Genomic DNA, 23,012 nt, shown 5'->3' with positions numbered 1-23,012 from the left:
ACAATCGAGCCAAGATATCGTCCGGATTAGTGAACGATCCCGTTCCTTCCCGCTCTGCGCAAGGGCGCAGCGCCACACCCGGACACCGGCGGTCCGCCGGGTCCACAGCACCGAGCACATAGCCAGCAGGGGGCACATTCGTGGCTATCTCCGACACGCTCAGCAAGAACTCACCACCGCAGGACGCGAAGGGGCAGGGCAAGGGCATCACCCTGGCCGTCATCGCGGCCACGCAGCTCATGGTGGTCCTCGACGCGACCATCGTGAACATCGCGCTGCCGCACATCAAGGACGCCCTGGGCTTCTCGACCACCGACCTGTCGTGGGTCATCAACGCCTACACGCTGACCTTCGGCGGGCTGCTGCTGCTCGGCGGTCGCGCGGGTGACATCCTCGGCCGCCGGCGGGTGTTCATCTTCGGCACCCTGCTGTTCGGGCTGGCCTCGCTGCTCGGCGGTTTCGCGCAGGACAGCACCCTGCTGCTGGCCGCCCGCGCCCTCCAGGGCATCGGTGGTGCGATCTGTTCACCGACGGCCTTCGCGCTGATCGCCACCAACTTCGAGGAAGGGCCGGCGCGCAACAAGGCGTTCGGCGTGTTCTCGGCGGTGGCCGGCTCGGGCGCCGCGATCGGCCTGCTCGCGGGCGGTCTGCTCACCGAGTACCTGAACTGGCGCTGGGTGTTCTTCGTCAACGTGCCGATCGCCGTGCTGATCGCGATCGCCGCGCCGCGCTACATCGCCGAGTCCGAGCGTCACCCGGGCCGCTTCGACCTGCCCGGCGCGCTCACCTCGACGCTCGGCCTGGTCGGCCTGGTCTACGGGTTCATCCGGGCCGCCTCGGACGGCTGGTCCGACAGCGTCACGCTCGGCTCCTTCGCGGCCGGCGCGATCCTGCTGGCCGCCTTCCTCGTGATCGAGAGCCGCACCGACCAGCCGATCACCCCGATGCACCTGTTCGCCGACCGCAACCGCACCGGCGGCCTGGTGATGATGCTCTGCCTGGCCGCGGCCATGTTCGGCATCTTCTTCTACGTGGTGCTGTTCGTGCAGGGCCCGCTCGGCTACAGCCCGCTGATGGCCGGCGTGTCCTTCCTGCCGATCAGCGTCTCGATCATCATCGCCGCGCAGATCGCGTCCACCTTCCAGGCCAAGTACGGCCCGAAGCCGTTCATGGCGGGCGGCGCGCTGCTGGTGACCGTCGGCCTCAGCTGGCTGACCCAGATGGGCAAGGACAGCGGCTACCTGGACGGCGTGCTCGGCCCCACGGTGGTGTTCGGCCTCGGCATGGGCATGATCTTCGTCCCGGTGATGCTGCTCTCCGTCGCGGGTGTCCCGGGCGAGGAGACCGGCGCCGCCTCCGGCCTGCTCAACTCGATGCAGCAGATCGGCGGTTCGCTCGGCCTGTCGATCCTGACCACGGTCTTCGCCCACTACGCCACGGCCGAGGCCGCCGTGCAGCTGCCGAAGTTCATGCAGAGCGCGAATCCGGACCAGCTGGCCTACCTCCAGCAGCACCACGAGTTCCCGCCGGGCACGGACGCCGCCAACACCGTGCTCACCCAGGGCATTTCGCACGGCTTCATCGTGGGCGCCGCACTCGCGGCGGTCGCCCTGGTGGTCGCGGTCTTCGCGATCAAGGCCAAGGCCGGCGACCTGCCGAGCGGCGACACCGCCGTCGCGATGCACTGACACCGGCACAGACGCCGGTACGACGGCGGCAGCGAGTCGGCATGACGCCGGCACCGAGCCGGTACGACGCCGAGGGCCGAGCCGGTACGACGCCGAGGGCCGACCGGGAGCAGCACGCTCCCGGTCGGCCCTTCGCGCTTCCGGCGCTCTCCGGCGCTTTCCGCCCCGACCCCCTCCCGACCAGGGCCCGGCCCCGTCCCGACCCCGTCCCGGCCCCGGCCCCGGCCCCGCCCCAGTCGGCCCCTACCAATCCCTGTCCTCGAACCCCGCCCGGTCGCAGGCCCGGTGGCCGACCCGCGGCGAGTCGTCCACCGGCGGCCGCTCCGCGAGGATCCGCCGGGCCCGGGCGACCGCGAGGTCGGTCGCGTACCAGGGCTGTGCCTCCCCGCGCAGGTCCTGCGCGATCAGCTGCAGCGCGCAGCTGCGCTGCGGCTCGGGGAGCCGGTCCAGGGCGGGTACCGCGTCCGCCGACAGGTCCCGGACGTTGCGCAGGTCGATGGCCGCGGTGTGCGGGTCGGTCCGCAGGGCCTGCTCGTAGCGGGTGACGTTCTGGTCGGCGACGATCGCGTCCGGGCCCATCAGGCCGTACACCGCGACGGTGAGCACCCCGCTGAGGAGGACGACGCGCGGCAGCCAGCCGGTGCGGCGGGTCAGCCCGGAGGCGATCAGCAGCAGGAAGACGACGCCCAGCCAGACCTCGACCACGAGCACCCAGAGCCGCAGCCGGGTGAGCCCGGAGGCGTCCACGTAGAACCACATCCGACCGAGCGCCGAGGCGACCACGGCCAGCGCCAGCACGCAGAGCAACCCGAGCAGGATCCGCGCCAGGCGACGGTCGGCGACGGTGGTGCGCGGGGCCCAGCGCTTGGCGACCGCCACCACGACCAGGGTCAGTACGGTGATCACGCTGAGCTGCCAGAAGCCCTGCCGGGCGTACGCGGAGCGGCTCATCCCGGTGTTGCGCAGTACGGCGTCCGCACCGCCGAGCACCACCACGGCCTGGAGCGCCGCGAAGACGCCGAACATCAGGTTGAGCGCGGCCAGCGGCAGCGCCCACTCCAGCCGTCGCCGCTCCCGGCCGGGCGGGACCTCGGTCCGGTCCCAGCGGCGCGGGCCGGCCGCGATGTGCGCGAAGCCCAGAGCGGTCAGCGTCCCGAGCACGAACAGCACTCCGCGCCCGGGGAGCTGGGCGAGGTCGAGGTCGGGGCTGAGGCCGCCCAGCAGGTCCGCCATGGCGGCGTCGGCGCTGGCGAACAGCAGGCCGAAGACGGTCAGCAGGACGGCGGCGACCGCGAGCGCCTTGAGCACCGGGACGATCCGGTCGCGGCCGCGCAGCGAGCGCCCCTGCATGCTGAGCCGGGCCCACCGCACCGCGGGCACCGGCTGCCAGAGGATGCCGGGCAGGGCGAGCAGGACGCCCGTCCAGCGGCGGCCGCCGTGCACGGCGAGTGAGGCCAGGGCGAGTGCACCCCCGATCGCCAACAGGCCTGGCCAGGCGGCGCTCCACACGGCCGGGACGGCCAGCAGGGCGAGGGCGAGCAGGCTCCATGCGACCGTCCAGGGCCGGATCCGACGGCCCGCCGCCCGGGCGGCGAACCCCGCTCCGGCCGCGGTGGCGCCCCCGCAGATCAGCAGGTTGGCTCCCAGGCCGTCGTAGAACAGCCAGGCCGTCAGCAAACCGGTGAGCAGGGCGGCCAGGACGACCCGGGGCGTGGCCCCGACCCGCCGCTCGGGGTCGCTCGCTCGCAGGCGGCTCGCTCGCTTCGGCGGCGCGACAGAGGTGCCGGGCGCGCCGGGTGCGCGCCAGGGCCTGGCCGGGTCGTACAGGTCCCAGGAGCCGTACGGCCCGCCCGGCTCCGGCGACCCCGGCATCGTCCCCGACTCCGGAGCTGGTGGCGGATCGGCCGAGGCGGGCGTGGACAGACCGGACATGGGTCCCCCTCAGTGGTCTACAGGCATGCGGAAGCCGCCCTCGGGGCGGTCCGCCGGCGGGCGCGCCGGGCGCCGCACCGCCGACTGTAGACCATTCTGAACAGGTTCAAAAGTTGGTTCTGAACGCGTTCAGAACCACCGTTCCACGTACCGCCCCCTAGACGCCCCGCCCGCTACCCCTTCACCGACCCGGCCAGCAGCCCCCGGACGAAGTACCGCTGCAGACTGAAGAAGACGACCAGCGGCACGATGATCGACAGGAACGCCCCGGCCGTCAGCAGCTCCCAGCGGCCGCCGAGCGAGCCCGACAGCTGCGCCAGCCGCACCGTCATCGGCGCCACCTCCGGTGTGCCGCCCGCGAAGGTCAGTGCGACCAGCAGGTCGTTCCAGACCCACAGGAACTGGAAGATCGCGAAGGAGGCGAGCGCCGGGGCGCTCAACGGCAGCACGATCGAGCGGAAGATCTTGAAGTGCGAGGCGCCGTCCACCACGGCCGCCTCCATCAGGTCGCGCGGCAACTGGGCGATGAAGTTGTGCAGCAGGAACACCGCGAGCGGCATCGCGAACATCGTGTGCGCCAGCCAGACCGGCGCGTAGCTGCCCTTCAGGTCCACCGCGGGGATCAGCGTCAGCGGGCCCAGGTGCGCGCCGCTGGAGAACAGTCGCAGCAGCGGGATCAGCGCCATCTGGAGCGGCACCACCTGCAGTGCGAACACGGTGAAGAACACCGCGTCGCTCCCCCGGAACCGCACCCAGGCCAGCGCGTACGCCGCCATCGCCGCCAGCACCAGCGGGAAGACGGTCGCCGGCACGCTGATCGCCAGCGAGTTCACCAGGAAGGGCATCAGCCCGGTGGAGGCGCCGGAGCCGCCCTCGAACAGCACCGAGTGGTAGTTGCCGAGGCCGAAGTCCGGGTGGAGCAGCGCGCTCCACCAGCCGCTGGTGGTCACGTCCTGCTTGGGCCGCAGCGAGGTCACCAGCAGACCCAGCGTCGGGATCGTCCAGAGCACCGTCATCGCGATCACGAACGCCGAGGCCGACGGGCTGCTGAAGGCCTTGCGGACCGGACTGCCGGGGCCGCCGGCCACCCGCGGGGACCCCTTCGGGACGGACGCCTTCGAGCCGCCCCCCTCCAGGGCCGACGTCTTCGAGCCGGACCCCTTCGAAACGGACGCCTTCGGGCCGGAGGACTTCCGCAGCGAGGTCACCGCACCTCACGCTCCTTCCGCAGCTGGACGATGTTGTAGGCCACCAGCGGCAGGACCGCGAGGAAGAGGATCACCGCGAGGGCGCTGCCCCGCCCGGAGTTGAACTGCACGAAGGACTGCGAGTACATCTCGTTGGCCAGCACCTGGGTGCCGAAGTTCCCGCCCGTCATGGTGCGGACGATGTCGAAGGCCTTCAGCGTGATGATCATGACGGTGGTCAGCACCACCATCACCGTGGTGCGGATCATCGGTACGGTGACGTACCAGAACAGCCGCACCCCGCTCGCGCCGTCCAGCCTGGCCGCCTCCACCACCTCGTCCGGGATCGCCTTGATGGCCGCCGACAGCACCACCATCGCGAAGCCGGTCTGCACCCAGACCATCACCACCATCAGCAGGAAGGTGTTCAGCGGCTGCGAGAGCATCCAGTTCGGCGGGGTGTCCCAGCCCACCCCGACGGCGAGCCGGCTGAGCAGGCCGATCTGCGGCTGCCCGGGCCCGCGCGACTCGTAGACGAACTTGAAGATGATCGACGCGCCGACCAGCGAGATCGCCATCGGCATGAAGATCAGCGACTTGTAGACCGACTGCCCGCGCATCCGGTCCACCAGCAGCGCCAGCACCAGCCCCAGCCCGGTCGCCACCAGCGGTGCGACCACCAGCCACAACAGGGTGTTGACCAGGACCTCCTGGACCGAGTCGGTGGTCAGGGCCCAGCCGAAGTTCTCACCGCCGACGAACCGCGTGCCGTCGTCGTTCTGCAGGCTCAGGTACGCCGTACGGATCAAGGGCACCACCAGGCCGACCGCCAGCAGCAGCACCGCCGGGCCGAGGAACACCGCGACGGCCAGCGGACGGGCCAGCCGGCCGCGGGCCCGCCCGGCGACCAGGAAGACCACCAGCAGGATGCCGAGGAATCCCGCCACGGCGCCGAAGGTGTTGCCGAACTTGACCGCCGCGTCGCCCCAGGAGCCGACCGCCAGTCTCTCGACGGTCGGCCCGGCGACGGGTGACAGGGATCCGGGTACGGACATGGCTGCGCGTCCCTTCGGGTGCGGTGGGAAGGGGGCGGGCGGTGCGGGTGGGTGGCCCCGCACCGCCCTCGACAGGTGGTCCTCGGGTGCGCCCTGCTCCGGCCCTGCCGCGACGCGGCGCCGGAGCGGGCCCGCGGGCCGGCTACTGCGGCCAGGCGGCGTCGATGTCGGCGGCGGTCTTCTGGATCGACTGCCCCTCGGCGAACCAGGCGGTCAGCGACTTCCACTCCTGCCCGGCGCCGACCGCGGCCGGCATCAGGTCGGAGCCGTCGAACCGGAAGGTGGCCCCGGGGTCGGTCAGCGCCTCGGCCGACAGCTTGTCGATCGGGTCGGTGTACAGGCTCTTGTCCACGCCCTGGTTCGCCGAGACCCAGCCGCTCGCGGTTCGCACCCGGCTGCTCGCCCAGTCCGAGCTGGAGAGGTAGTTCTGCACCGCCTGCACCTCGGGCCGGCCGGCGAAGGCCGCCAGGAACTCACCGCCGCCCTCGACCGGGTTGGCGACGGACGGGTTCACCGCGGGCAGGTGGAAGGCGAAGACGTCCCCGTCCGGGCCGACCTTGGTGCCCTTGGGCCACTGCGCCTCGTAGAACGAGGCCTGCTGCAGCATCATGCACTTGCCGCTCAGCACCGGCGTGCCCGCGTCCTGGAAGGTCGTGGTGGCGATCGACTTCACGTCGCCGAAGCCCGCGTTGACCCAGGCCGGGTTCTGCATCCAGTCGGCGACGGTCTTCATCGCCGTGGTGATCTTCTCGTCGGAGAACTTCACCTGGTGGCCGACCCACTGGTCGTACACCTCGCCGCCGTAGCTGCCCAGCACCACCTCCTCCAGCCAGTCGGTGGCCGGCCAGCCGGTGGCCGTTCCGGAGGCGATGCCGCCGCACCACGGCCTGGGGCCGCCCGCCTTGGCGATCCGGTCGCTGAGCGCCATCAGGTCCACCCAGGTCTTCGGCGCCTCGTAGCCGGCCGCCTTGAAGGCCTTCGGCGAGTACCAGACCAGCGACTTCATGTTGGCGCTCATCGGTGCCGCGTAGAAGGTGCCGTTGACCGAGCCGTAGGTCTTCCAGATCGGGCTCCACTTGTCCTGGTTCGCGACGGTCTGGGCGGGCGGCTTCACCACCTTGCCGCTCTTCACCATCTGCGCCAGCAGACCCGGCTGCGGGATGATCGCGAAGTCCGGCGCGTTGCCGCCGGCCACCCGCACCGGGAGCTGTGACTCGAAGTCGTTCGACCCCTCGTAACTGATCTTGATCCCGGTGCACTTGCTGAACTCGGACCAGGACTTCTCCAGGTTGTCCGACTCCGGGCTCAGGATGGAAGCGAACATCGTCACGGTCGTGCCCGAATGCCCGGCGTACGGCTGGTACTTGGCGCAGTCGCCGGACAGCGACTGGGTCGCTCCGCCCCCGCCGTCACCCGAACCGCCGGAGCTGTTGGAGCACGCCGCGGTCAGCGCCAGCGCCGCCACCAGGGCGGGTACGGCGGCCAGCCGCCGGCGGCGGGAACTCGGTTGCGGCGCGGTCGGGTTGAGGGTCAATGCGGTCCTCCTCGCCAGGGCATTGCTGCCGACGGTGGCTGAACGACATTGCGCTGTACCGGAGACGGGCCTACAGGGATCACGGGCGGACGGCGGCCGAACTGATCGAAGACGTTAACGCAGCAGCCGCCCGGCGCCAAGGTCCACGTTCGACCTTCACAAGGCGGTGTCCCGACCGTGACCCGCGACCAGCCGGAATCCGGACCACCGCCACCAGAAGTCGAAGGCCCCGCCCGAAAACCCGGACGGGGCACATTTTATGACGACACATCAGATCAGTCACGGTGCCAGAGGCGCCAGAGGTGTCGGAGGCGCCAGAGGCGGCAGTGGCGGCAGAGGCGTCAGGGCGTCAGGGCGTCAGAACAGCCGGATCGGCAGATCCAGCAGACTGTTCACCACCAGCGACGGACTCGGCCGCAGCTCGGCGTCCGGCACCGCGAGCGACAGCTTCGGGAACCGCTCGAACAGTGCCGGCAGCGCGACACCCGCCTCCAGCCGGGCCAGCGGCGAACCCGGGCAGACGTGCGGCCCGTGGCCGAAGGACAGGTGCCGGGTCGGGTCCCGGGTGACGTCGAACAGCTCCGCCGTCACCCCGTGCTGAAGCGGGTCCCGGCCGATCGCGTTGTACGAGACCAGCACCGGCTCGCCCGCCGGGATCACCACGTCGCCGACCGGGATGTCCGCGGCGGTGAAGCGGAACAGGAAGTTGCTGGTCGGCGGCGTCCAGCGGAGCGACTCCTCCACCACCGCGTCCCAGGACACCTGCCCCGAGCGCACCAGCTCCAGCTGGTCCGGGTGCGCCAGCAGCGCCCGCACCGCGTTGCCGATCAGGTTCACCGTGGTCTCGTGACCGGCCGCGATGATCACCCGCAGGGTGGCCGCCGCCTCCGCGTCGGTCAGCGCCCCGCCCTCGGTGTCGGCCGCCAGCAGCACGCTCGCCAGGTCCTCGCCCGGGGCGGAACGGCGCTGCGCCACCAGGTCGTTGACGAAGGCGTTCAGTCCGGCGATGGTCGCCTGGATGCCCGCCGGGTCCGGCTTGATGCCGAAGAACCGCTCGTACAGGTCGCGCAGCACGCCGTGGTCCGACTCCGGCACGCCCAGCAACGAGCAGATCACCGTCATCGGCAGCGGGAAGGCGAAGGCCGTCTTCAGGTCGACCTCCGGCTCCCCCGCCGCCAGGGCGTCCAGCAGCGCGTGGGTGATCTCCTCGACGCGCGGGCGCATCAGCTCGACCCGGCGCGGGGTGAAGGCCTGCGCCACCAGCGCCCGCAGCCGGCGGTGCTCGGCGCCGTCCGTGGTCACCATGCTCGGGCCGGGCACCGCCAGGCCGATCAGCGGCCAGGTCTTCGGCACCTCGCCGCGCTGGTAGGCGCCCCAGTGCGCGGCGTCCTTCACCAGCCGCGAGTCCGTCAGCAGCTCGCGCGCCGCCGCGTGCCGGGTCACCGCCCAGGCGGCCACGCCGCCGGGCAGCTCGACCGGCACCACCGGGCCGGCGGCCCGCAGCAGGGCGCCCTCGGCCGCGTTGTCACGGGCCAGCGGGTCGAGGACGATCGGGGCCTGGGCAGCGGTCATCGCAACTCTCTTTCGGACGACGGGTGTCGACGGGGGCCGGACCCGCCAACGGTCGGCAGACGATCGGCACCGATGGGCGACGGTCGGCGACGGACGACGGGTGTCGACGGGTTCGACGGGTTCGACGGATCAGGCCGGGTGGCCCGGGGTGAACGAGACCGGCAGCGCCACCAGCCCGCGCACCCAGGCCGACGGCCGCCACACCAGCGCGTGCTCGGCGACCGCCAACCGGAGGTCCGGCAGCCGGTCCAGCAGCACCTCGATCGCGGTCGTCGCGATCACCTCGGCCGCCTCCTGGGCCGGGAACGGGCAGCCGTGCTCGCCGTAGGAGTAGCTCATGTGCGCCCGGTTGCCCTCGGCCGGCCGGCCGTCGGCCAGCCGCACCGACGGGTCCGCGTTCGCCCCGGCGAAGCCCAGCAGCACCATGTCGCCCGCACCGATCCGCTGGCCGCCCAGCTGGGTGTCCCGGACCGCCCAGCGCCCGGCGAAGATCTGCGTCGGGGTGTCCTCCCAGAGCGCCTCGTTCAGCGCCTGGCTGATGCTGCGCCGACCGCCCGCCAGCGAGGCGGCGAACCGCTCGTCGGTCAGCATCAGCCGCAGCGCGTTGGAGATCCAGTACGAGGACGGCTGGTGGCCGGCGATCAGCAGCACCCGCAGGTCGCGCATCACCTCGTCGTGGTTCAGCCCGGCCTCGTGCGCCAGCATCCGCGAGGCGACGTCGGCGCCCGGGTGCTCGGCCTTCTCCTCGACCAGGGCGAGCATCAGCTCCAGCAGCCGCTGGGCGCCGGCCGGCGCGTCGGGACCGCCGTCCAGCATCGACAGCAGCGCCGCGATCAACTGCGGCGCCTGCTCCTCGTCCAGGCCGAGCACCCGGCACAGCACCAGCAGCGGCATCCGGTGCGCGTACTCGGCGACCAGGTCCGCCTCGCCGCGGCCGGCGAACTCGTCGATCAGCCCGTCGGCGATCTCCTCGGAGTGCTTGCGCAGCTCGTACGGGTCGATCCCGGCCAGCGCGTCGGTGACCGCGCGCGAACGCCGGACGTGCTCCTCGCCCTCGGCGTACAGGATCGAGGGGACGGGCGCCATCATCGGCTTGAGCGGCCAGTCGGCGGGCAGCGTCTCCCAGGCGTTCCACCGGCTGGAGTCACGGCCGAACAGCTGCGGCTGACCGGTCACCAGCTGCAGCTCGCGGTAGCCGATGACCAGCCAGGCGGGCACGCCGCCGGCCAGCTCGACCGGGGCGACCGGGCCGTGCGCGGCCCGCAGCTCGCGGTAGAGCTGGGCCGGGTCGGTCTGGAAGCGCGGCCCGTACAGCGGCGTGGCGCCGGCGTGCGCCGGGCAGCCCGGCGGCGGGGTGACGGCGGGCTCGGTCACGGGGTGCTCTCCTCGTACATCGCGGTGGGGGCCGCTGCCGGGACGGCAGCCTCTTCGGAGCCGGTCGGGTCGGCTGCAAGGACACCGGCCGGGTGGCCGGCCGCACCGGCACCGGCCGCGGCGGCACCGGCGGTCTCGACGGCCTCGGCCAGGTAGGCCTCGTCGGCGCCGGCCAGGGCCGCCAGGTGGTGGACCAGTTCGATCAGCACCCGCTTGCCGGACTCGCGGTCACGCGCGTCGCAGTCCACCAGCGGCACCTCGGCCGGCAGGTCGAGCGCCTCGCGGACCTGCTCCAGGGTGTGGGTCGGCTCGCCGAAGTTGTTGCGGGCCACGATGAACGGGGTGCCGTGGTGCTCCAGCCGGTCGATCGCGTACCAGGAGTCCTCCAGCCGCCGGGTGTCGACCAGGACGACCGCGCCCAGGGCGCCGCTGAACAGCCGGTCCCAGAGGAACCAGAAGCGTTCCTGCCCGGGCGCACCGAACAGGTACAGCACCTGGCGCTCGGAGAGGGTGATCCGGCCGAAGTCGAAGGCGACCGTGGTGGAGCGCTTGCCCCAGGAACCGGCCGGGTCGATGCCCTCCCCCGCCCGGGTCATCACCTCCTCGGTGTTCAGCGGGCGGATCTCGCTGACCGAGCCGACCAGGGTGGTCTTGCCCACGCCGAAGCCGCCGACCACGACGATCTTCAGCGCGTTGTCGGCGGTCGCCCGCAGCGGAGTGCGCCCGGCGGGCCGGACGTCAGAGCCGTTGGAGGCCATGCAGCACCTGCTTCAGCGTGTCGAGGTCGGGCAGCCGGGCCTTGTTCGGCGCGAACCGGGGGTGGCGGGCGGTGACCGCCCCGGACTCCAGCAGGTCGCCGAGCAGGATCTTCACCACCGAGACGGGCAGCGCCAGCTCCGCCGCCACCTCCACGACGGCGGTCGGGGCCTCGCACATCCGCAGGATCCGGACGTGCTCCGACTGCATCCCGGGCGTCGGCTGCCGTTCGGCGACGATCAGGGTGACCAGGTCGAAGGCGTTCTCCGGGGCGCGGCTGCGGCCCTTGGTGATGGTGTAGAGGCGGTCCGGGTCGTCGTCACGGCCCGGCAGCACCGACCCGTCGGTCATATCCCCGCGCCCTCCGGTGTGGCGGCGCTCCCGTCCGCCGCCCCGTCCTCCGTGCTGCGGGCCGGGGCGCTGAGGTGGATGCCGATCTGCTCGATCAGGCCGTGCATGTTGTGGCCGACCACGCCGACGTCCGCGTCGTCGTCCGTGACCACCGCGAGGTGCGCGCCCTCGCCGGCCGCCACGATGCACAGGATGCCGCCGTGGAACTCGGTCATCGACTGCCGGACTCCGCCGCTGCCGTCGCCGAACTCGATCGAGGCGCCGTGCGCCAGGCTCTGCAGGCCGGACGCGATCGCGGCCAGCTGGTCGGCCTGGTCGTTGCCGAGCCCGGCGGTGTGACAGAGCTTGAGGCCATCGGCGGAGAGAACCAGGGCGTGCCGGGTGCCGGGGGTTGCCGCCAGCAGGTTTTCCAACAGCCAGTCGAGGTCGCGGTCGGGGGCGCTGCTCATCAGGTGTCCTTCTCGGTGACGGGGGAAGCGTCGGGCGTGGTGTCGGTGTCCGTGGTCGGCGTCCCGGTGGAGTGCTGCTCGCCCTCCACCGGACGGGCGGCGGCCCGGCGGAACGCGCCGAACCGGGCGGCCGCGCTCGCCGCGTCGGTGCGGACGGGCTTCGCGGCCCGGTCCGCCGCCGGAGCGGTGGCCAGCGTCTGCCCGCGCCGACGCTGCGGCAGGCCGCTGTCGGTCACGCGGGCGGGAGCGGACGGGAGCGGGGCGGCGGTGACGGGTGCGGCCGGGGCAGTGAGTGCGGCCTGGGCGGTCAGTGCGGTCGGTGTGGTGAGCGCGGTCGGTGCGGTGAGCGCGGTCGGTGCGGCGGGCGCCGGCGGCAGGGGGGTGGGGGCCGGGCGTGCGGGGGTGAGCGCCGGGCGCGCGGACTCGGCGGCCGGTGCCTGTGTCGGGACGGCTGCCGGGGTGGGCGCCGGAGCGGGGTGCGAGACCAACTGCTGGGGGATCAGCATCACCACCCCCGTACCGCCGCGCGCCGACGGCCGGAAGGAGATCTGCAGCCCGTGCTTGCGGGCCAGCACACCGACCACGGCGAGGCCCAGCCGGGTACCGGCGGACAGCATGGTCAGGTCCAGCGGCTCGGCGGAGACGGCCCGTTCGGCCCGGCGCAGCCAGCTGTCGCTCAGGCCGAGCCCGCTGTCCTCGACGGTGACCACCAGCCCGGCCGGCACCTCCTCGACGTAGACGTGCACCTCGGCCGGCGGGGCGGAGAAGTTGGTGGCGTTGTCCAGCAGCTCGGCCAGCGCGTGCATGACGCCCTCGGCGGCGTACCCGGCGACCGCGGCGGTGCTGGCGTTGTGCAGTCGCACCCGCTGGTAGGCGCCGATCCGGCCCAGCGCACCGCGCAGCACCGACTCCACCGCGATCGGCTTGGCCCAGCGGCGGCCCGAGCGGGCCCCGGTGAGCACCGCGATGCTGTCGGCCATCCGGCCCGCCTGGGCGGTCGAGTGGTCCAGGCTCAGCAGGTCGCCGAGCACCTCCTCGTCGTGCCGGTGCTGCATCTCGCGAAGCTCGGCGTGCATGCTCGTGGCCAGCGCCTGGACCCGCCCGGCGGCGGTCGCGCAGACCGCGAGCGCGGCGGCCCGCAGCCGCTCGCCCCGGCCGATCTCCTCACCGACGGCGCGCAGCAGCGCGTACTGCGGGTGCTTGCGGTGGGCGGCCAGCGCGCTGTCCACGGCGGCGCCGGCGCGCAGCTTCCTCACCACCTCTGGCAGGACGCCCTCGGCGATCAGGTCCAGCTCGGCCCGATCGGCCTCGGCCCGCGCCCGCTCCGTCTCCAGGCCGGCCCGCTCGGCCGCCAGCTCGGCCCGCACCCCGGCCAGCTCGGCGTCCAGCTCGGCCCGCACCCGGGCCAGCTCGGCGTGCGCGGCGGAGACGTCCGACTCCGCCCGGGCCTGCTCGGCCCGAGCGGCGTCCCGCTCGGCCTGCGCAGCGGCGGTGCGACCCTTGGCCGCCGCCTCGGCCTGCCGGGCGGCGCCGGCCACGACCAGCGCCGTCATCGCCTCCTGGTGCTGGTCCTCCACGTCCTCGGCCAGCCTGTGGGAGCGCTCGGTGCCGGTCGCGGCGAGGCCGACGGCTATCAGCCACAGGACGGTGACGGCGCCGACCGCGAGGGCGGTGAGCGGCTGGTGCGCGCCCAGCGCCCGGCTGACGCCGACCGGTGCGGCGACCAGCGCCAGCAGGACGGCGGCCGCCGTCAGGGCGACGGTACGGGATGCGGGCCGTCGGCGCGGCCGGCCGTCGGGGCTGGTGGCTTCTCTCATCGGTGCGGTCCTCGGCAACGTCGGCGGGCGGCGGCACGGCGGCGGATCGGCGACGGTCGCGACCGCCGACAGCTGGTGGGGCGCATACCAGACCGCCCGGCGACGTCGCGAAACGTCTCCGGGCGGCTGATCGGTTCACGCTTGTCGGCCGATCATATCGATTCAGACATTGCCCTCAAGCAGTCAGTTGACGGGCAGTCTCCTCCATCCACGACCCGTACACCGATTCACGACGCAACCGCCGCACCACCGAGCGGCCCGGTTCACAACCGGGGCTTCACCCCAGCGTCCGCTCGACCGCCTGCCGGACGGCCTTCGGATCCAGCCCGTGGTCGACGACCACCCGCACCCCCAGGCCCTCCCCCTCGCGGAGCACGCCGAGCAGCAGGTGCCCGACCCCGATCTTCCCCGACTTCAGCCGCAGCGACTCCCGCAGCGACAGCTCCACCGCCTTCCTCGCCCGCGCCGTGAACGGGATGTGCCCGCCCCTCGCGCCGCCGGAGCGGAACCAGCCCCGACGCTGCGGCGCCTCCTCGGGCGGGGCGTCCAGCGCCCCCTCTCCGAAGACCGACTCGACCGCCTCCCGCACCGCGCCCAGATCGACCCCGATCGAGGCGAGCGCCTGCGCCTGGCCGGTCTCCCCCAGCAGGCGGCGCACCGCCTGCCGAGCCGTCCCGTGGTCCAGGCCGGCCTCCGTCAGCACCCCGGCGGCCGGGTCCTCCGACCGGCCCAGGACCGCCAGCAGGAGGTGCTCCGTGCCGACGTAGCCGTGCCGCAGCTCCCGCGCCTCCTGCTGCGCGGCGACCACGACCTGCCGCGCCGACTCGGTGAATCGCTCGAACATCCCTCAGCCTCCGTCCTGGTCCCCGCCGGCCCCTCGCCGGGCGTACTTCTTGTGCACCGCCTGCCTGGTCACCCCGAGGCAGACCGCGATGTCCTGCCAGGACCAACCCTGCGACCGGGCGTTGCCCACCTGCAGGGCCTCCAGGCGGTCCGCCAGATCACGCAGGGCGCGGACCGCCCGGAGCCCCACGGCCGGGTCACGGCTGCTCGCCGCGGCCGCGAGTTCTCCGCTCTCGCTCATGCTGTCAACTTTGGTTGACAGCCGCGCAAATGTCAACCCTGGTTGACAGCTCCGCCGAGGGCTCCGCCCACGACCCGGACGGCGATCCGGCCGACGACCCGGGCCTCAGCGGCCGCCGAACCGACGCTCCAGCGCCTCCTCGAAGGTGCCCCGGCCCACCGCCCGCTCCGGCGCCAGGTTCCCGCCCGCCCGCAGCCCGCGGCCCGCCGCCCCCGGCACCCGCAACGGCAGCAGCACCCGCCGCTTGCCCGCCGCCCGCAGGTACGCCCCGGCCAGCTCCCGGTACGTCCGCACCTGCGGCCCGCCCACCTCCGGCGCGAACCCCGCGGGCTCCTCCCCCACCAGGGCGACGACCGCCGCGGCCACCTCCCGGACGTCCACCGGCTGGAACCGCGCCCCGCCGAGCACGGGGAACAACGGCAGCTTCACCGAGGCGTCGAAGAACCTCAGCAGCAGGTCGTGGAACTGCGTCGCCCGCAGCACCGTCCACCCCAGCCCCGACTCCCGGACCACCTGCTCACAGGCGAGCTTCGTCTTGTAGTACGCCATCGGCACCCGGTCGATCCCCACGATCGACACGTACACCAGGTGCCGGACGCCGGCCTCCCGCGCCTGCGCCACCAGCGTCCGGACCGCCGCCACGTCCGCCTTCCTCTGCGTGGTCGCACAGTCGACCACCACCTCGACCCCGGCCATCGCCCCGGCGATCCCGGCCCCGCTCACCAGGTCCCCGACCACCCACTCGACCCCGTCGTCCCCGCCCCGCGCCCGCCGGCTCAACCCCCGCACCGCCACCCCGCGCGCCACCAGCAGCCGCACCACCTCCCGTCCCAACGTCCCCGTCGCCCCGGTCACCAGCACAGTCCCGTTCACCACACCGCTCCTCTCGTCGACTGCCTTCCCCCTACGGACCGGACACGGCCCCGATCCGTGACATCGGCGGGTTCGGAGAACGAAAAGAGGCGGGGCGAGGACGTGAAGTCCTCGCCCCGCCTCTGGTTTCACCTCATCGGGTGGAACCGGGGTCGATCACGATCAGCTGCAGCCACTGGTGGAGCCGCAGCCCTCGCAGAGGTAGCAGCTGCCGGCGCGACGCATCTTGGTGCCGCAGGAGAAGCAGAGCGGGGCGTCGGCGTTGAGGCCGAGCTGGATCTCCATCAGCTCCGTGGAGTTGTGGGCCTGCTTCGGGGCGGCCTTGGGCGCCTCGACCGCCGGGGCCGGGGCCGGCTTGGCGGCCACCGGGGCCGACTGGGCGAGCGACTCGGTGTCGAGCTCCTCGGCCTCCAGCGGCTCGTAGGAGCCGGTCTCCAGGTGGCGCGTGCGCTCCTCGACGGAGTGGATGCCGAGCGCCGAGCGGGTCTCGAACGGCAGGAAGTCCAGCGCCAGGCGGCGGAAGATGTAGTCGACGATCGACTGCGCCATCCGCACGTCCGGGTCGTCGGTCAGACCGGCCGGTTCGAAGCGCATGTTGGTGAACTTCGAGACGTACGTCTCCAGCGGCACGCCGTACTGCAGGCCGACCGAGACGGCGATCGAGAAGGCGTCCATCATGCCCGCGAGGGTCGAGCCCTGCTTGGACATCTTCAGGAAGACCTCGCCCAGGCCGTCGTCCGGGTAGGAGTTGGCGGTCATGTAGCCCTCGGCGCCACCGACCGTGAAGGAGGTGGTGATGCCCGGACGGCCCTTGGGCAGACGCTTGCGGACCGGGCGGTACTCCACGACCTTCTCGACCGCGGCGGGGGCCGCGGCCTCGTCGGCCGTGGTCTCGGAGTCCTTCTTCTTGGCCGACAGCGGCTGGCCGACCTTGCAGTTGTCACGGTAGATGGCGAGCGCCTTGACGCCCATCTTCCACGCCTCGAAGTAGATCTCCTCGATCTCCTCGACGGTGGCGGACTCGGGCATGTTCACGGTCTTGGAAATGGCACCGGAGATCCACGGCTGGATCGCGGCCATCATCCGCACGTGCCCCATCGCGGAGATGACCCGCTCGCCCATCGCGCAGTCGAACACCTCGTAGTGCTCGGACTTGAGACCCGGCGCGTCCACCACGTTGCCGTGCTCGGCGATGTGGGCGACGATCGCCTCGACCTGCTCGTCCTGGTAGCCGAGGCGCTTGAGGGCGCGCGGGACGGTGCCGTTGACGATCTGCATCGAGCCGCCGCCGACGAGCTTCTTGAACTTGACCAGGGCCAGGTCGGGCTCGACGCCGGTGGTGTCGCAGTCCATCATCAGGCCGATGGTGCCGGTCGGGGCGAGGACCGAGGCCTGGGCGTTGCGGAAGCCGTTCTCCGCGCCGATGCGCACGACGTCCTGCCAGGTCTTGTTGGCCGCCAGCCAGACCGGGGCGTCCAGCTCGTCCACCGAGACGGCGTCGAGCGAGGCGTCCGCGTGCTGCTTCATGACCTGGCGGTGCGCGACCGCGTTGCGGGCGTAGCCGTCGTACGGGCCCACCACGCCTGCGAGTTCGGCGCCGCGGCGGTAGGCGGTGCCGGTCATCAGGGAGGTGATGGCGCCGGCCAGGGCGCGACCGCCCTCGCTGTCGTAGGCGTGGCCGGTGGCCATCAGCAGGGCGCCGAGGTTCGCGTAGCCGATGCCGAGCTGGCGGTAGGCGCGGGTGGTCTCGCCGATCTTCTCGGTCGGGAAGTCGGCGAAGCAGATGGAGATGTCCATCGCGGTGATGACCAGCTCGACGACCTTGGCGAAGCGCTCGGCGTCGAAGCCCCCCTTACCGTCCTGACGGGCGTCGTCCCGCAGGAACTTCATCAGGTTGAGCGAGGCGAGGTTGCAGCTGGAGTTGTCCAGGTGCATGTACTCGGAGCAGGGGTTGGACGCGTTGATGCGGCCGGACTCCGGGCAGGTGTGCCAGTGGTTGATGGTGGAGTCGTACTGGATGCCCGGGTCGGCGCAGGCCCAGGCGGCCTCGGCCATCTTGCGGAACAGCTTCTTCGCGTCGACGGTCTCGATGACCTCGCCGGTCATCCGGGCGCGCAGGCCGAACTCGGTGCCGTTCTCGACGGCGGTCATGAATTCGTCGGAGACGCGGACCGAGTTGTTGGCGTTCTGGTACTGGACGGAGGTGATGTCGTCCCCGCCGAGGTCCATGTCGAAGCCCGCGTCGCGCAGGGCGCGGATCTTCTCCTCCTCCTTCACCTTGGTCTCGATGAAGGCCTCGACGTCCGGGTGGTCGACGTCGAGCACGACCATCTTGGCCGCGCGGCGGGTGGCGCCGCCGGACTTGATGGTGCCGGCGGAGGCGTCGGCGCCGCGCATGAAGGAGACCGGGCCGGAGGCGTTGCCGCCGGAGGACAGGAGCTCCTTGGAGGAGCGGATCCGGGAGAGGTTGAGGCCGGCGCCGGAGCCGCCCTTGAAGATCATGCCCTCTTCCTTGTACCAGTCGAGGATCGACTCCATGGAGTCGTCGACGGCCAGGATGAAGCAGGCGCTGACCTGCTGGGGCTGCTTGGTCCCGACGTTGAACCAGACCGGCGAGTTGAAGCTGAACACCTGGTGGAGGAGGGCGTGGGTCAGCTCGTGCTCGAAGATCTCGGCGTCGTCCGCGGTGGCGAAGTAGCCGTGCTTCTCGCCGGCGGCGCGGTAGGTGAGCACCACGCGGTCGATGATCTGCTTGAGGCTCCACTCGCGCTGCGGGGTGCCGACGGCGCCGCGGAAGTACTTGGACGTGACGATGTTGACGGCGTTGACCGACCAGAAGTCGGGGAACTCCACGCCGCGCTGCTCGAAGTTGATCGACCCGTCACGCCAGTTGGTCATGACGACGTCACGCCGCTCCCAGCGGACCGCGTCGTACGGGTGCACGCCAGGAGTGGTGTGGATGCGCTCCATCCGCAGACCGCCCTTCGGGGCCTTGGCGCCCTTGGCCGCGGCCTTCTCGGACTTCGACCCGCGTGCGGAACCGCTCGTGGTGTCTGTCACTTCTCGCTCCTCCTCCTGGGCAAACGCCCGAAGTGCCCTGAAAAGTCCGGGCACCGCTGGTTCGTTCTTCCGGTGTGCGGGCAGGCGGGGACACTGCCTGCCTTCGCACGGTTTGTAGTGTTCTGCGCCCCGTTTCCGGGCACGCCGGGGCCCCGTGGGGCCTTGTGGTGCGGCCGGGCCCCGACTGGGGCCGGTGACGCCGGCGCCTCCTAGGGCGCGGCGGCGGAGACGGACACGCGGGCGTCGTCCGTCTCCGGGGTGCGGGGCCGTTCGGCGCGGAGTTCCGCGATGGCGGCCTCGAAGTCTTCCAGTCCGTCGTAGGCCTGGTACACGCTGGCGAAGCGCAGGTAGGCGACCACGTCGAGTTCCTTGAGCGGGCCGAGTATGGCCAGCCCCACGTCGTGGGTGGTCAGCTCGGCGCTGCCGCTGGCGCGCACGCACTCCTCGACCCGCTGGCCGAGCTGGGCCAGCGCGTCCTCGGTGACCGGTCGGCCCTGGCAGGCCTTGCGGACGCCGGTGATGACCTTCTGCCGGGAGAACGGCTCGGTGACGCCGCTGCGCTTGATGACCATCAGCGCGGCCGTCTCCACCGTGGTGAAGCGGCGGCCGCAGTCCGGGCACTGCCGGCGGCGGCGGATGCAGCTGCCGTCCTCGGTGGTCCGGCTGTCGACAACGCGGCTGTCGGAATGCCGGCAGAAGGGGCAGTGCACCTCGGGATCCCTCCCTGGCAGATCGTGCGGACCAGTCGAGTCTATGCGATGCGCCCCCGGCCTCGGCAAGCTGATCATGCGCGGCGACCACTAGTACTGGGCACGTAGAGGACTGTAGCCACTACATCTAGGCCTTCGGGGGAAGTGACACCCCTGGCGTGTCGACGCCGATTAGACTGCCGGAGTCGGGTTCCGGTCGAACATTTACTCGATGTACAACAAAGCCTTGATCGAGTCAGCCAACTCCCGAATAATTCACTCGAACGTGTGTTTGGCGCAACCTTTCGATAGGAGGTGCGTTGGGCTGGAAAAGGGAGAGGACAGCCGTCGAGAGGGGCCGCCGTGAACACGATCGAAAGCAACACCATCCCGGTGCAGGAACACTCCCAGTTCAAGGTGGGGCAGCGCACCACGAATCAGCAGAGCGTGGACATCAGCATGGACCGCAGCGAAGACCACCGGCTCTCCGGCACGGCCCTTTCCGGCTCCAACCGCGTGCCCGACCAGCCGATCGAACACTCCTCGGCGATGGACGACGCCCACGCGTCGCCCGCCCGCGCGATGCCGGGCCGCCCGCCCGGCATCCGCACCGACGAGGCCGGGCTCACCGAGCGCCAGCGCCGGGTGATCGAGGTCATCCGGGACTCCGTCCAGCGCCGGGGCTACCCGCCGTCCATGCGCGAGATCGGCCAGGCCGTCGGCCTCTCCAGCACCTCCTCGGTGGCGCACCAGCTGATGGCCCTGGAGCGCAAGGGCTTCCTGCGCCGGGATCCGCACCGGCCGCGTGCGTACGAGGTCCGCGGCGTCGAGGTGGCCCGCCCCAACACCGCCGAGACGGCGGGCCGGCCGTCCACCTCCTACGTGCCGCTGGTCGGCCGGATCGCCGCCGGCGGGCCCATCCTGGCCGAGCAGACGGTCGAGGACGTCTTCCCGCTGCCCCGCCAACTGGTCGGCGAGGGGGAGCTGTTCGCACTCACCGTGCGCGGCGACTCGATGATCGAGGCGGCCATCTGCGACGGCGACTGGGTCACCGTGCGCCGCCAGCCGGTCGCCGAGAACGGCGACATCGTGGCCGCGATGATCGACGGCGAGGCCACGGTCAAGCGGCTCAAGCGCGAGGACGGCCGGATCTGGCTGATGCCGCACAACCCCGCGTACGAGCCGATCAACGGCGACAACGCGACCATCCTGGGCAAGGTCGTCGCGGTGCTGCGCCGCCTCTGACGCCCTCCGGCGCCCCCGGAGACCCCCGGACACCCTCCGGCGGCCCACGGCAACGGGAAGGGGCTCCACCGCGATCCGCGGGGAGCCCCTCCGTCGTTCCCTCCCGGGCCCGCACCGACCGGGGCCGACCCGGCCGAGGCCGCGCCGCCCGGGCCCGCGCCGACCGGAGCACCACGGGTGGCCGGCGCATCACGGCCCGGGACGATCAGCCGGCGATCAGCCCCGCTTCACCACCGGCCGCACCGGAGCCGCCGAGGCGTCGATCGCCGCCAGCGAGCGGCGCACCTGGTTGCGGTCCGTGGTGTACCAGAACTCGGGCATCGAGGAGCGGAAGAAGCCCCCGTACCGCTTGGTCTCCACCCGCGGGTCGAGCACCGCCACCACGCCGCGGTCGTCCGCCGCGCGCACCAGCCGACCCGCGCCCTGCGCCATCAGCAGTGCCGCGTGCGTCGCCGCGACCGCCATGAAGCCGTTGCCGCCGCGCTGTTCGACGTCCTTCTGGCGGGCGCTCATCAGCGGGTCGTCCGGCCGGGGGAACGGGATGCGGTCCATCACGACCAGCTGGCAGGCCGAACCGGGCACGTCCACGCCCTGCCAGAGCGAGAGCGTGCCGAACAGGCAGGTGGACGCGTCCGAGGCGAACTCGCGGATCAACTCGCCGAGGGTGTCCTCCCCCTGGAGCAGGATCCGCTGGTCGAGCCGTTCCCGCATCGCCTCGGCGGCGGCCTGGGCGCCGCGCATCGAGGAGAACAGGCCCAGTGTCCGCCCGCCGGCCGCGCCGATCAGCTCGGCCAACTCGTCCAGCATGTCGGGCCGTTCGGGATCGCGCCCGGGGTCGGCCAGGTGCTTGGCGACGTACAGGATGCCCTGCTTGGGGTACTTGAACGGGGAGCCGACGTCGATCCCGCGCCAGTGCGGCACCGCGTCCTCGCCGAACCCGGGGCCGGGCTCGGGGTTGTCCCCGGCCGTCCGGACGTCCGGCAGCCGGGTCTCGGACGGCAGGCCGACGGAGGCGGCGACACCGTTGAAGTCCCCGCCGAGCTTGAGCGTGGCCGAGGTGAGGACGACCGAGCGCTCCTTGTACAGCCCCTCGCGCAGCAGCCCGGAGACGCTCAGCGGGGCGACCCGCAGCGAGGCGGTGCCCAGCCCGTAGCGGTCGCTGCGCTCGATCCAGACCACGTCGTACTCGGAGTCCTCCAGCAGCCGCTCGGCGGTCTCGTGCAGGGTCTCGGCCGAGGCCATCGCCTGCTTGCGGACGGCGTCCTCGTCGCTGAGCCCCTTGTCCCTGGTCTCGCCGAGCGAGCTGATCACCTGGCGGGCGGCGTCCCGGATCGCGGTGACCGCGTACGCCAGGTACTCGGGCAGTTCCTCGACCCGGCCGGGCTGGGCGGTCTCCATCAGGCCGTGGTAGTTCTCGGCCGCGGCCTGCAGGGCGTCCACGGCCTTCTCGTTGGCGAGCCGGGCGGCCCGCTTCACGGCCCGGTTGACCGCGCCGACGGTCAGCTCGGCGGTGGCCGCACCGGTGACCCGGTTGACCAGCTCGTGCGCCTCGTCCACGATCAGCAGCCCGTGTTCGGGCAGCACCGGAGCACCCTCGATCGCGTCGATCGCGAGCATCGCGTGGTTGGTGACCACGACGTCCGCCAGCTTGGCCCGCTCCCGCGCCTTCTCGGCGAAGCACTCCTGCCCGTACGGGCAGCGGGTGGCGCCCAGGCACTCCTTGGAGGTGACCGACAGCTGGGCCCAGGCCCTGTCGGAGACGCCGGGGCTCATGTCGTCCCGGTCCCCGGTCTCGGTCTCCTCGGCCCAGTCGCGCAGCCGCAGCACGTCCTGCCCGAGCTTGCCGGTGGGCCCGCCGAGCGCGTCCACCGGGTCGAACAGGCCCTCGCCCTCGTCGCTCGGGGTGCCCTCGTTGGCCCGGTGCAGGCACAGGTAGTTGGAGCGGCCCTTGAGCATCGCGAACAGCGGGCGGCGGCGCAGCACCGGGTGCATTGCCTCGACGGTGCGCGGCAAGTCCCGCTCCACCAGCTGGCGTTGCAGCGCCAGGGTGGCGGTGGCGACCACCACGCGGTCCCCGTGGGCGAGCGCGGGCACCAGGTAGGCCAGGGACTTCCCGGTGCCGGTGCCGGCCTGGACGAGCAGGTGCTCGCCGTGGTCGACGGCGTCGGCGACGGCCTCGGCCATCCGGACCTGACCGGGGCGTTCGACGCCGCCGACGGCCGCCACCGCGGCGTGCAGCAGCTCGGGGATCCGCGAGCGCGGGACGGCCACGGCTTCCCCGGCGTCGTCGCCGAGGTCCGCCGCCCGCTGGGATTCGGAGTCGTGGGATTCGGAGTCGTTCGTCAT

The 23,012-nt window shown here is 72.4% G+C and carries 18 protein-coding genes; 2 read left to right on the top strand and 16 right to left on the bottom strand.

Features of this window, described 5'->3' with window-relative positions; all coding sequences use genetic code 11:
- Positions 1–140: 140 nt before the first annotated feature.
- On the top strand, positions 141–1,688 hold the full coding sequence (locus ACZ7KX_RS29980) for an MFS transporter (RefSeq protein ID WP_396549686.1): 1,548 nt from the start codon (positions 141–143) through the stop codon (positions 1,686–1,688).
- A gap of 243 nt (positions 1,689–1,931) precedes the next feature.
- On the opposite strand, the gene ACZ7KX_RS29975 is transcribed toward ACZ7KX_RS29980, so the two are convergent.
- From ACZ7KX_RS29975 to nrdR, 15 genes are all read right to left on the bottom strand, one after another.
- A complete protein-coding gene (locus ACZ7KX_RS29975) occupies positions 1,932–3,620 on the bottom strand; it encodes a DUF4153 domain-containing protein (RefSeq protein WP_470329195.1) in 1,689 nt (562 codons plus the stop codon).
- Between the two features lie 173 nt (positions 3,621–3,793).
- On the bottom strand, positions 3,794–4,828 hold the full coding sequence (locus tag ACZ7KX_RS29970; RefSeq protein ID WP_470329194.1) for a carbohydrate ABC transporter permease: 1,035 nt from the start codon (positions 4,826–4,828) through the stop codon (positions 3,794–3,796).
- Positions 4,825–5,862 carry a carbohydrate ABC transporter permease gene (locus ACZ7KX_RS29965; protein WP_470329193.1) on the bottom strand — a complete coding sequence of 346 codons (1,038 nt, stop codon included), beginning with the start codon at positions 5,860–5,862 and terminating at the stop codon, positions 4,825–4,827. The genes ACZ7KX_RS29970 and ACZ7KX_RS29965 overlap by 4 nt, the downstream gene beginning before the upstream one ends.
- Positions 5,863–6,004: 142 nt before the next feature.
- Positions 6,005–7,396, bottom strand: a complete 1,392-nt coding sequence (locus tag ACZ7KX_RS29960) for an ABC transporter substrate-binding protein (protein ID WP_470329192.1) — start codon at positions 7,394–7,396, stop codon at positions 6,005–6,007.
- Positions 7,397–7,753: 357 nt separating this feature from the next.
- Positions 7,754–8,968 (bottom strand): cytochrome P450 family protein, encoded by a 1,215-nt coding sequence (locus ACZ7KX_RS29955; RefSeq protein ID WP_470329191.1) that lies wholly within the window; start codon positions 8,966–8,968, stop codon positions 7,754–7,756.
- 129 nt (positions 8,969–9,097) lie between these two features.
- The gene (locus tag ACZ7KX_RS29950) at positions 9,098–10,342 is read right to left on the bottom strand and encodes a cytochrome P450 (RefSeq protein WP_470329190.1); all 1,245 of its coding nucleotides are present in this window, start codon (positions 10,340–10,342) and stop codon (positions 9,098–9,100) included.
- The gene (locus ACZ7KX_RS29945) at positions 10,339–11,100 is read right to left on the bottom strand and encodes a GTP-binding protein (RefSeq protein WP_470329189.1); all 762 of its coding nucleotides are present in this window, start codon (positions 11,098–11,100) and stop codon (positions 10,339–10,341) included. Before ACZ7KX_RS29945 ends, ACZ7KX_RS29950 begins: the two co-directional genes overlap by 4 nt.
- Positions 11,081–11,449 (bottom strand): DUF742 domain-containing protein, encoded by a 369-nt coding sequence (locus tag ACZ7KX_RS29940; protein WP_470329188.1) that lies wholly within the window; start codon positions 11,447–11,449, stop codon positions 11,081–11,083. Before ACZ7KX_RS29940 ends, ACZ7KX_RS29945 begins: the two co-directional genes overlap by 20 nt.
- Positions 11,446–11,898: a roadblock/LC7 domain-containing protein gene (locus ACZ7KX_RS29935; protein WP_396549672.1), complete on the bottom strand. Its 453-nt coding sequence runs from the start codon at positions 11,896–11,898 to the stop codon at positions 11,446–11,448. Before ACZ7KX_RS29935 ends, ACZ7KX_RS29940 begins: the two co-directional genes overlap by 4 nt.
- The gene (locus tag ACZ7KX_RS29930) at positions 11,898–13,715 is read right to left on the bottom strand and encodes a sensor histidine kinase (protein ID WP_470329187.1); all 1,818 of its coding nucleotides are present in this window, start codon (positions 13,713–13,715) and stop codon (positions 11,898–11,900) included. The genes ACZ7KX_RS29935 and ACZ7KX_RS29930 overlap by 1 nt, the downstream gene beginning before the upstream one ends.
- Before the next feature lie 277 nt (positions 13,716–13,992).
- Positions 13,993–14,559, bottom strand: a complete 567-nt coding sequence (locus ACZ7KX_RS29925) for a Clp protease N-terminal domain-containing protein (protein WP_470329186.1) — start codon at positions 14,557–14,559, stop codon at positions 13,993–13,995.
- Between the two features lie 3 nt (positions 14,560–14,562).
- Positions 14,563–14,799 (bottom strand): RNA polymerase subunit sigma-70, encoded by a 237-nt coding sequence (locus tag ACZ7KX_RS29920; RefSeq protein ID WP_470329185.1) that lies wholly within the window; start codon positions 14,797–14,799, stop codon positions 14,563–14,565.
- Between the two features lie 105 nt (positions 14,800–14,904).
- Entirely contained in the window at positions 14,905–15,672 is a 768-nt protein-coding gene (locus ACZ7KX_RS29915) for an SDR family oxidoreductase (protein WP_470329184.1), read from the bottom strand.
- A gap of 162 nt (positions 15,673–15,834) precedes the next feature.
- Positions 15,835–18,732, bottom strand: a complete 2,898-nt coding sequence (locus ACZ7KX_RS29910; protein ID WP_470329183.1) for a vitamin B12-dependent ribonucleotide reductase — start codon at positions 18,730–18,732, stop codon at positions 15,835–15,837.
- Between the two features lie 209 nt (positions 18,733–18,941).
- Positions 18,942–19,442 (bottom strand): transcriptional regulator NrdR, encoded by a 501-nt coding sequence (gene nrdR / locus ACZ7KX_RS29905; RefSeq protein WP_350523372.1) that lies wholly within the window; start codon positions 19,440–19,442, stop codon positions 18,942–18,944.
- 438 nt (positions 19,443–19,880) lie between these two features.
- Between nrdR and lexA the strand changes: the two genes are divergently transcribed.
- The gene (gene lexA, locus ACZ7KX_RS29900) at positions 19,881–20,666 is read left to right on the top strand and encodes a transcriptional repressor LexA (RefSeq protein ID WP_470329230.1); all 786 of its coding nucleotides are present in this window, start codon (positions 19,881–19,883) and stop codon (positions 20,664–20,666) included.
- A gap of 216 nt (positions 20,667–20,882) precedes the next feature.
- On the opposite strand, the gene ACZ7KX_RS29895 is transcribed toward lexA, so the two are convergent.
- Positions 20,883–23,012 carry an ATP-dependent DNA helicase gene (locus ACZ7KX_RS29895; RefSeq protein WP_350523374.1) on the bottom strand — a complete coding sequence of 710 codons (2,130 nt, stop codon included), beginning with the start codon at positions 23,010–23,012 and terminating at the stop codon, positions 20,883–20,885.

The sequence above is a fragment of the Kitasatospora sp. NPDC038210 genome (assembly GCF_055600605.1).
Note: the sequence above shows the minus strand (reverse complement) of the source record. Positions and strands in the feature narration are given on the sequence as shown.

Bases quoted from the DNA above. Each gene is read 5' to 3' on its own strand.
- ACZ7KX_RS29975 (WP_470329195.1), bottom strand. From the start codon at position 3,620: ATGTCCGGTCTGTCCACGCCCGCCTCGGCCGATCCGCCACCAGCTCCG.
- ACZ7KX_RS29965 (WP_470329193.1), bottom strand. From the start codon at position 5,862: ATGTCCGTACCCGGATCCCTGTCACCCGTCGCCGGGCCGACCGTCGAG.
- ACZ7KX_RS29955 (WP_470329191.1), bottom strand. From the start codon at position 8,968: ATGACCGCTGCCCAGGCCCCGATCGTCCTCGACCCGCTGGCCCGTGAC.
- ACZ7KX_RS29945 (WP_470329189.1), bottom strand. From the start codon at position 11,100: ATGGCCTCCAACGGCTCTGACGTCCGGCCCGCCGGGCGCACTCCGCTG.
- ACZ7KX_RS29940 (WP_470329188.1), bottom strand. From the start codon at position 11,449: ATGACCGACGGGTCGGTGCTGCCGGGCCGTGACGACGACCCGGACCGC.
- ACZ7KX_RS29935 (WP_396549672.1), bottom strand. From the start codon at position 11,898: ATGAGCAGCGCCCCCGACCGCGACCTCGACTGGCTGTTGGAAAACCTG.
- ACZ7KX_RS29930 (WP_470329187.1), bottom strand. From the start codon at position 13,715: ATGAGAGAAGCCACCAGCCCCGACGGCCGGCCGCGCCGACGGCCCGCA.
- ACZ7KX_RS29925 (WP_470329186.1), bottom strand. From the start codon at position 14,559: ATGTTCGAGCGATTCACCGAGTCGGCGCGGCAGGTCGTGGTCGCCGCG.
- ACZ7KX_RS29920 (WP_470329185.1), bottom strand. From the start codon at position 14,799: ATGAGCGAGAGCGGAGAACTCGCGGCCGCGGCGAGCAGCCGTGACCCG.
- lexA (WP_470329230.1), top strand. From the start codon at position 19,881: ATGGACCGCAGCGAAGACCACCGGCTCTCCGGCACGGCCCTTTCCGGC.
- ACZ7KX_RS29895 (WP_350523374.1), bottom strand. From the start codon at position 23,012: ATGACGAACGACTCCGAATCCCACGACTCCGAATCCCAGCGGGCGGCG.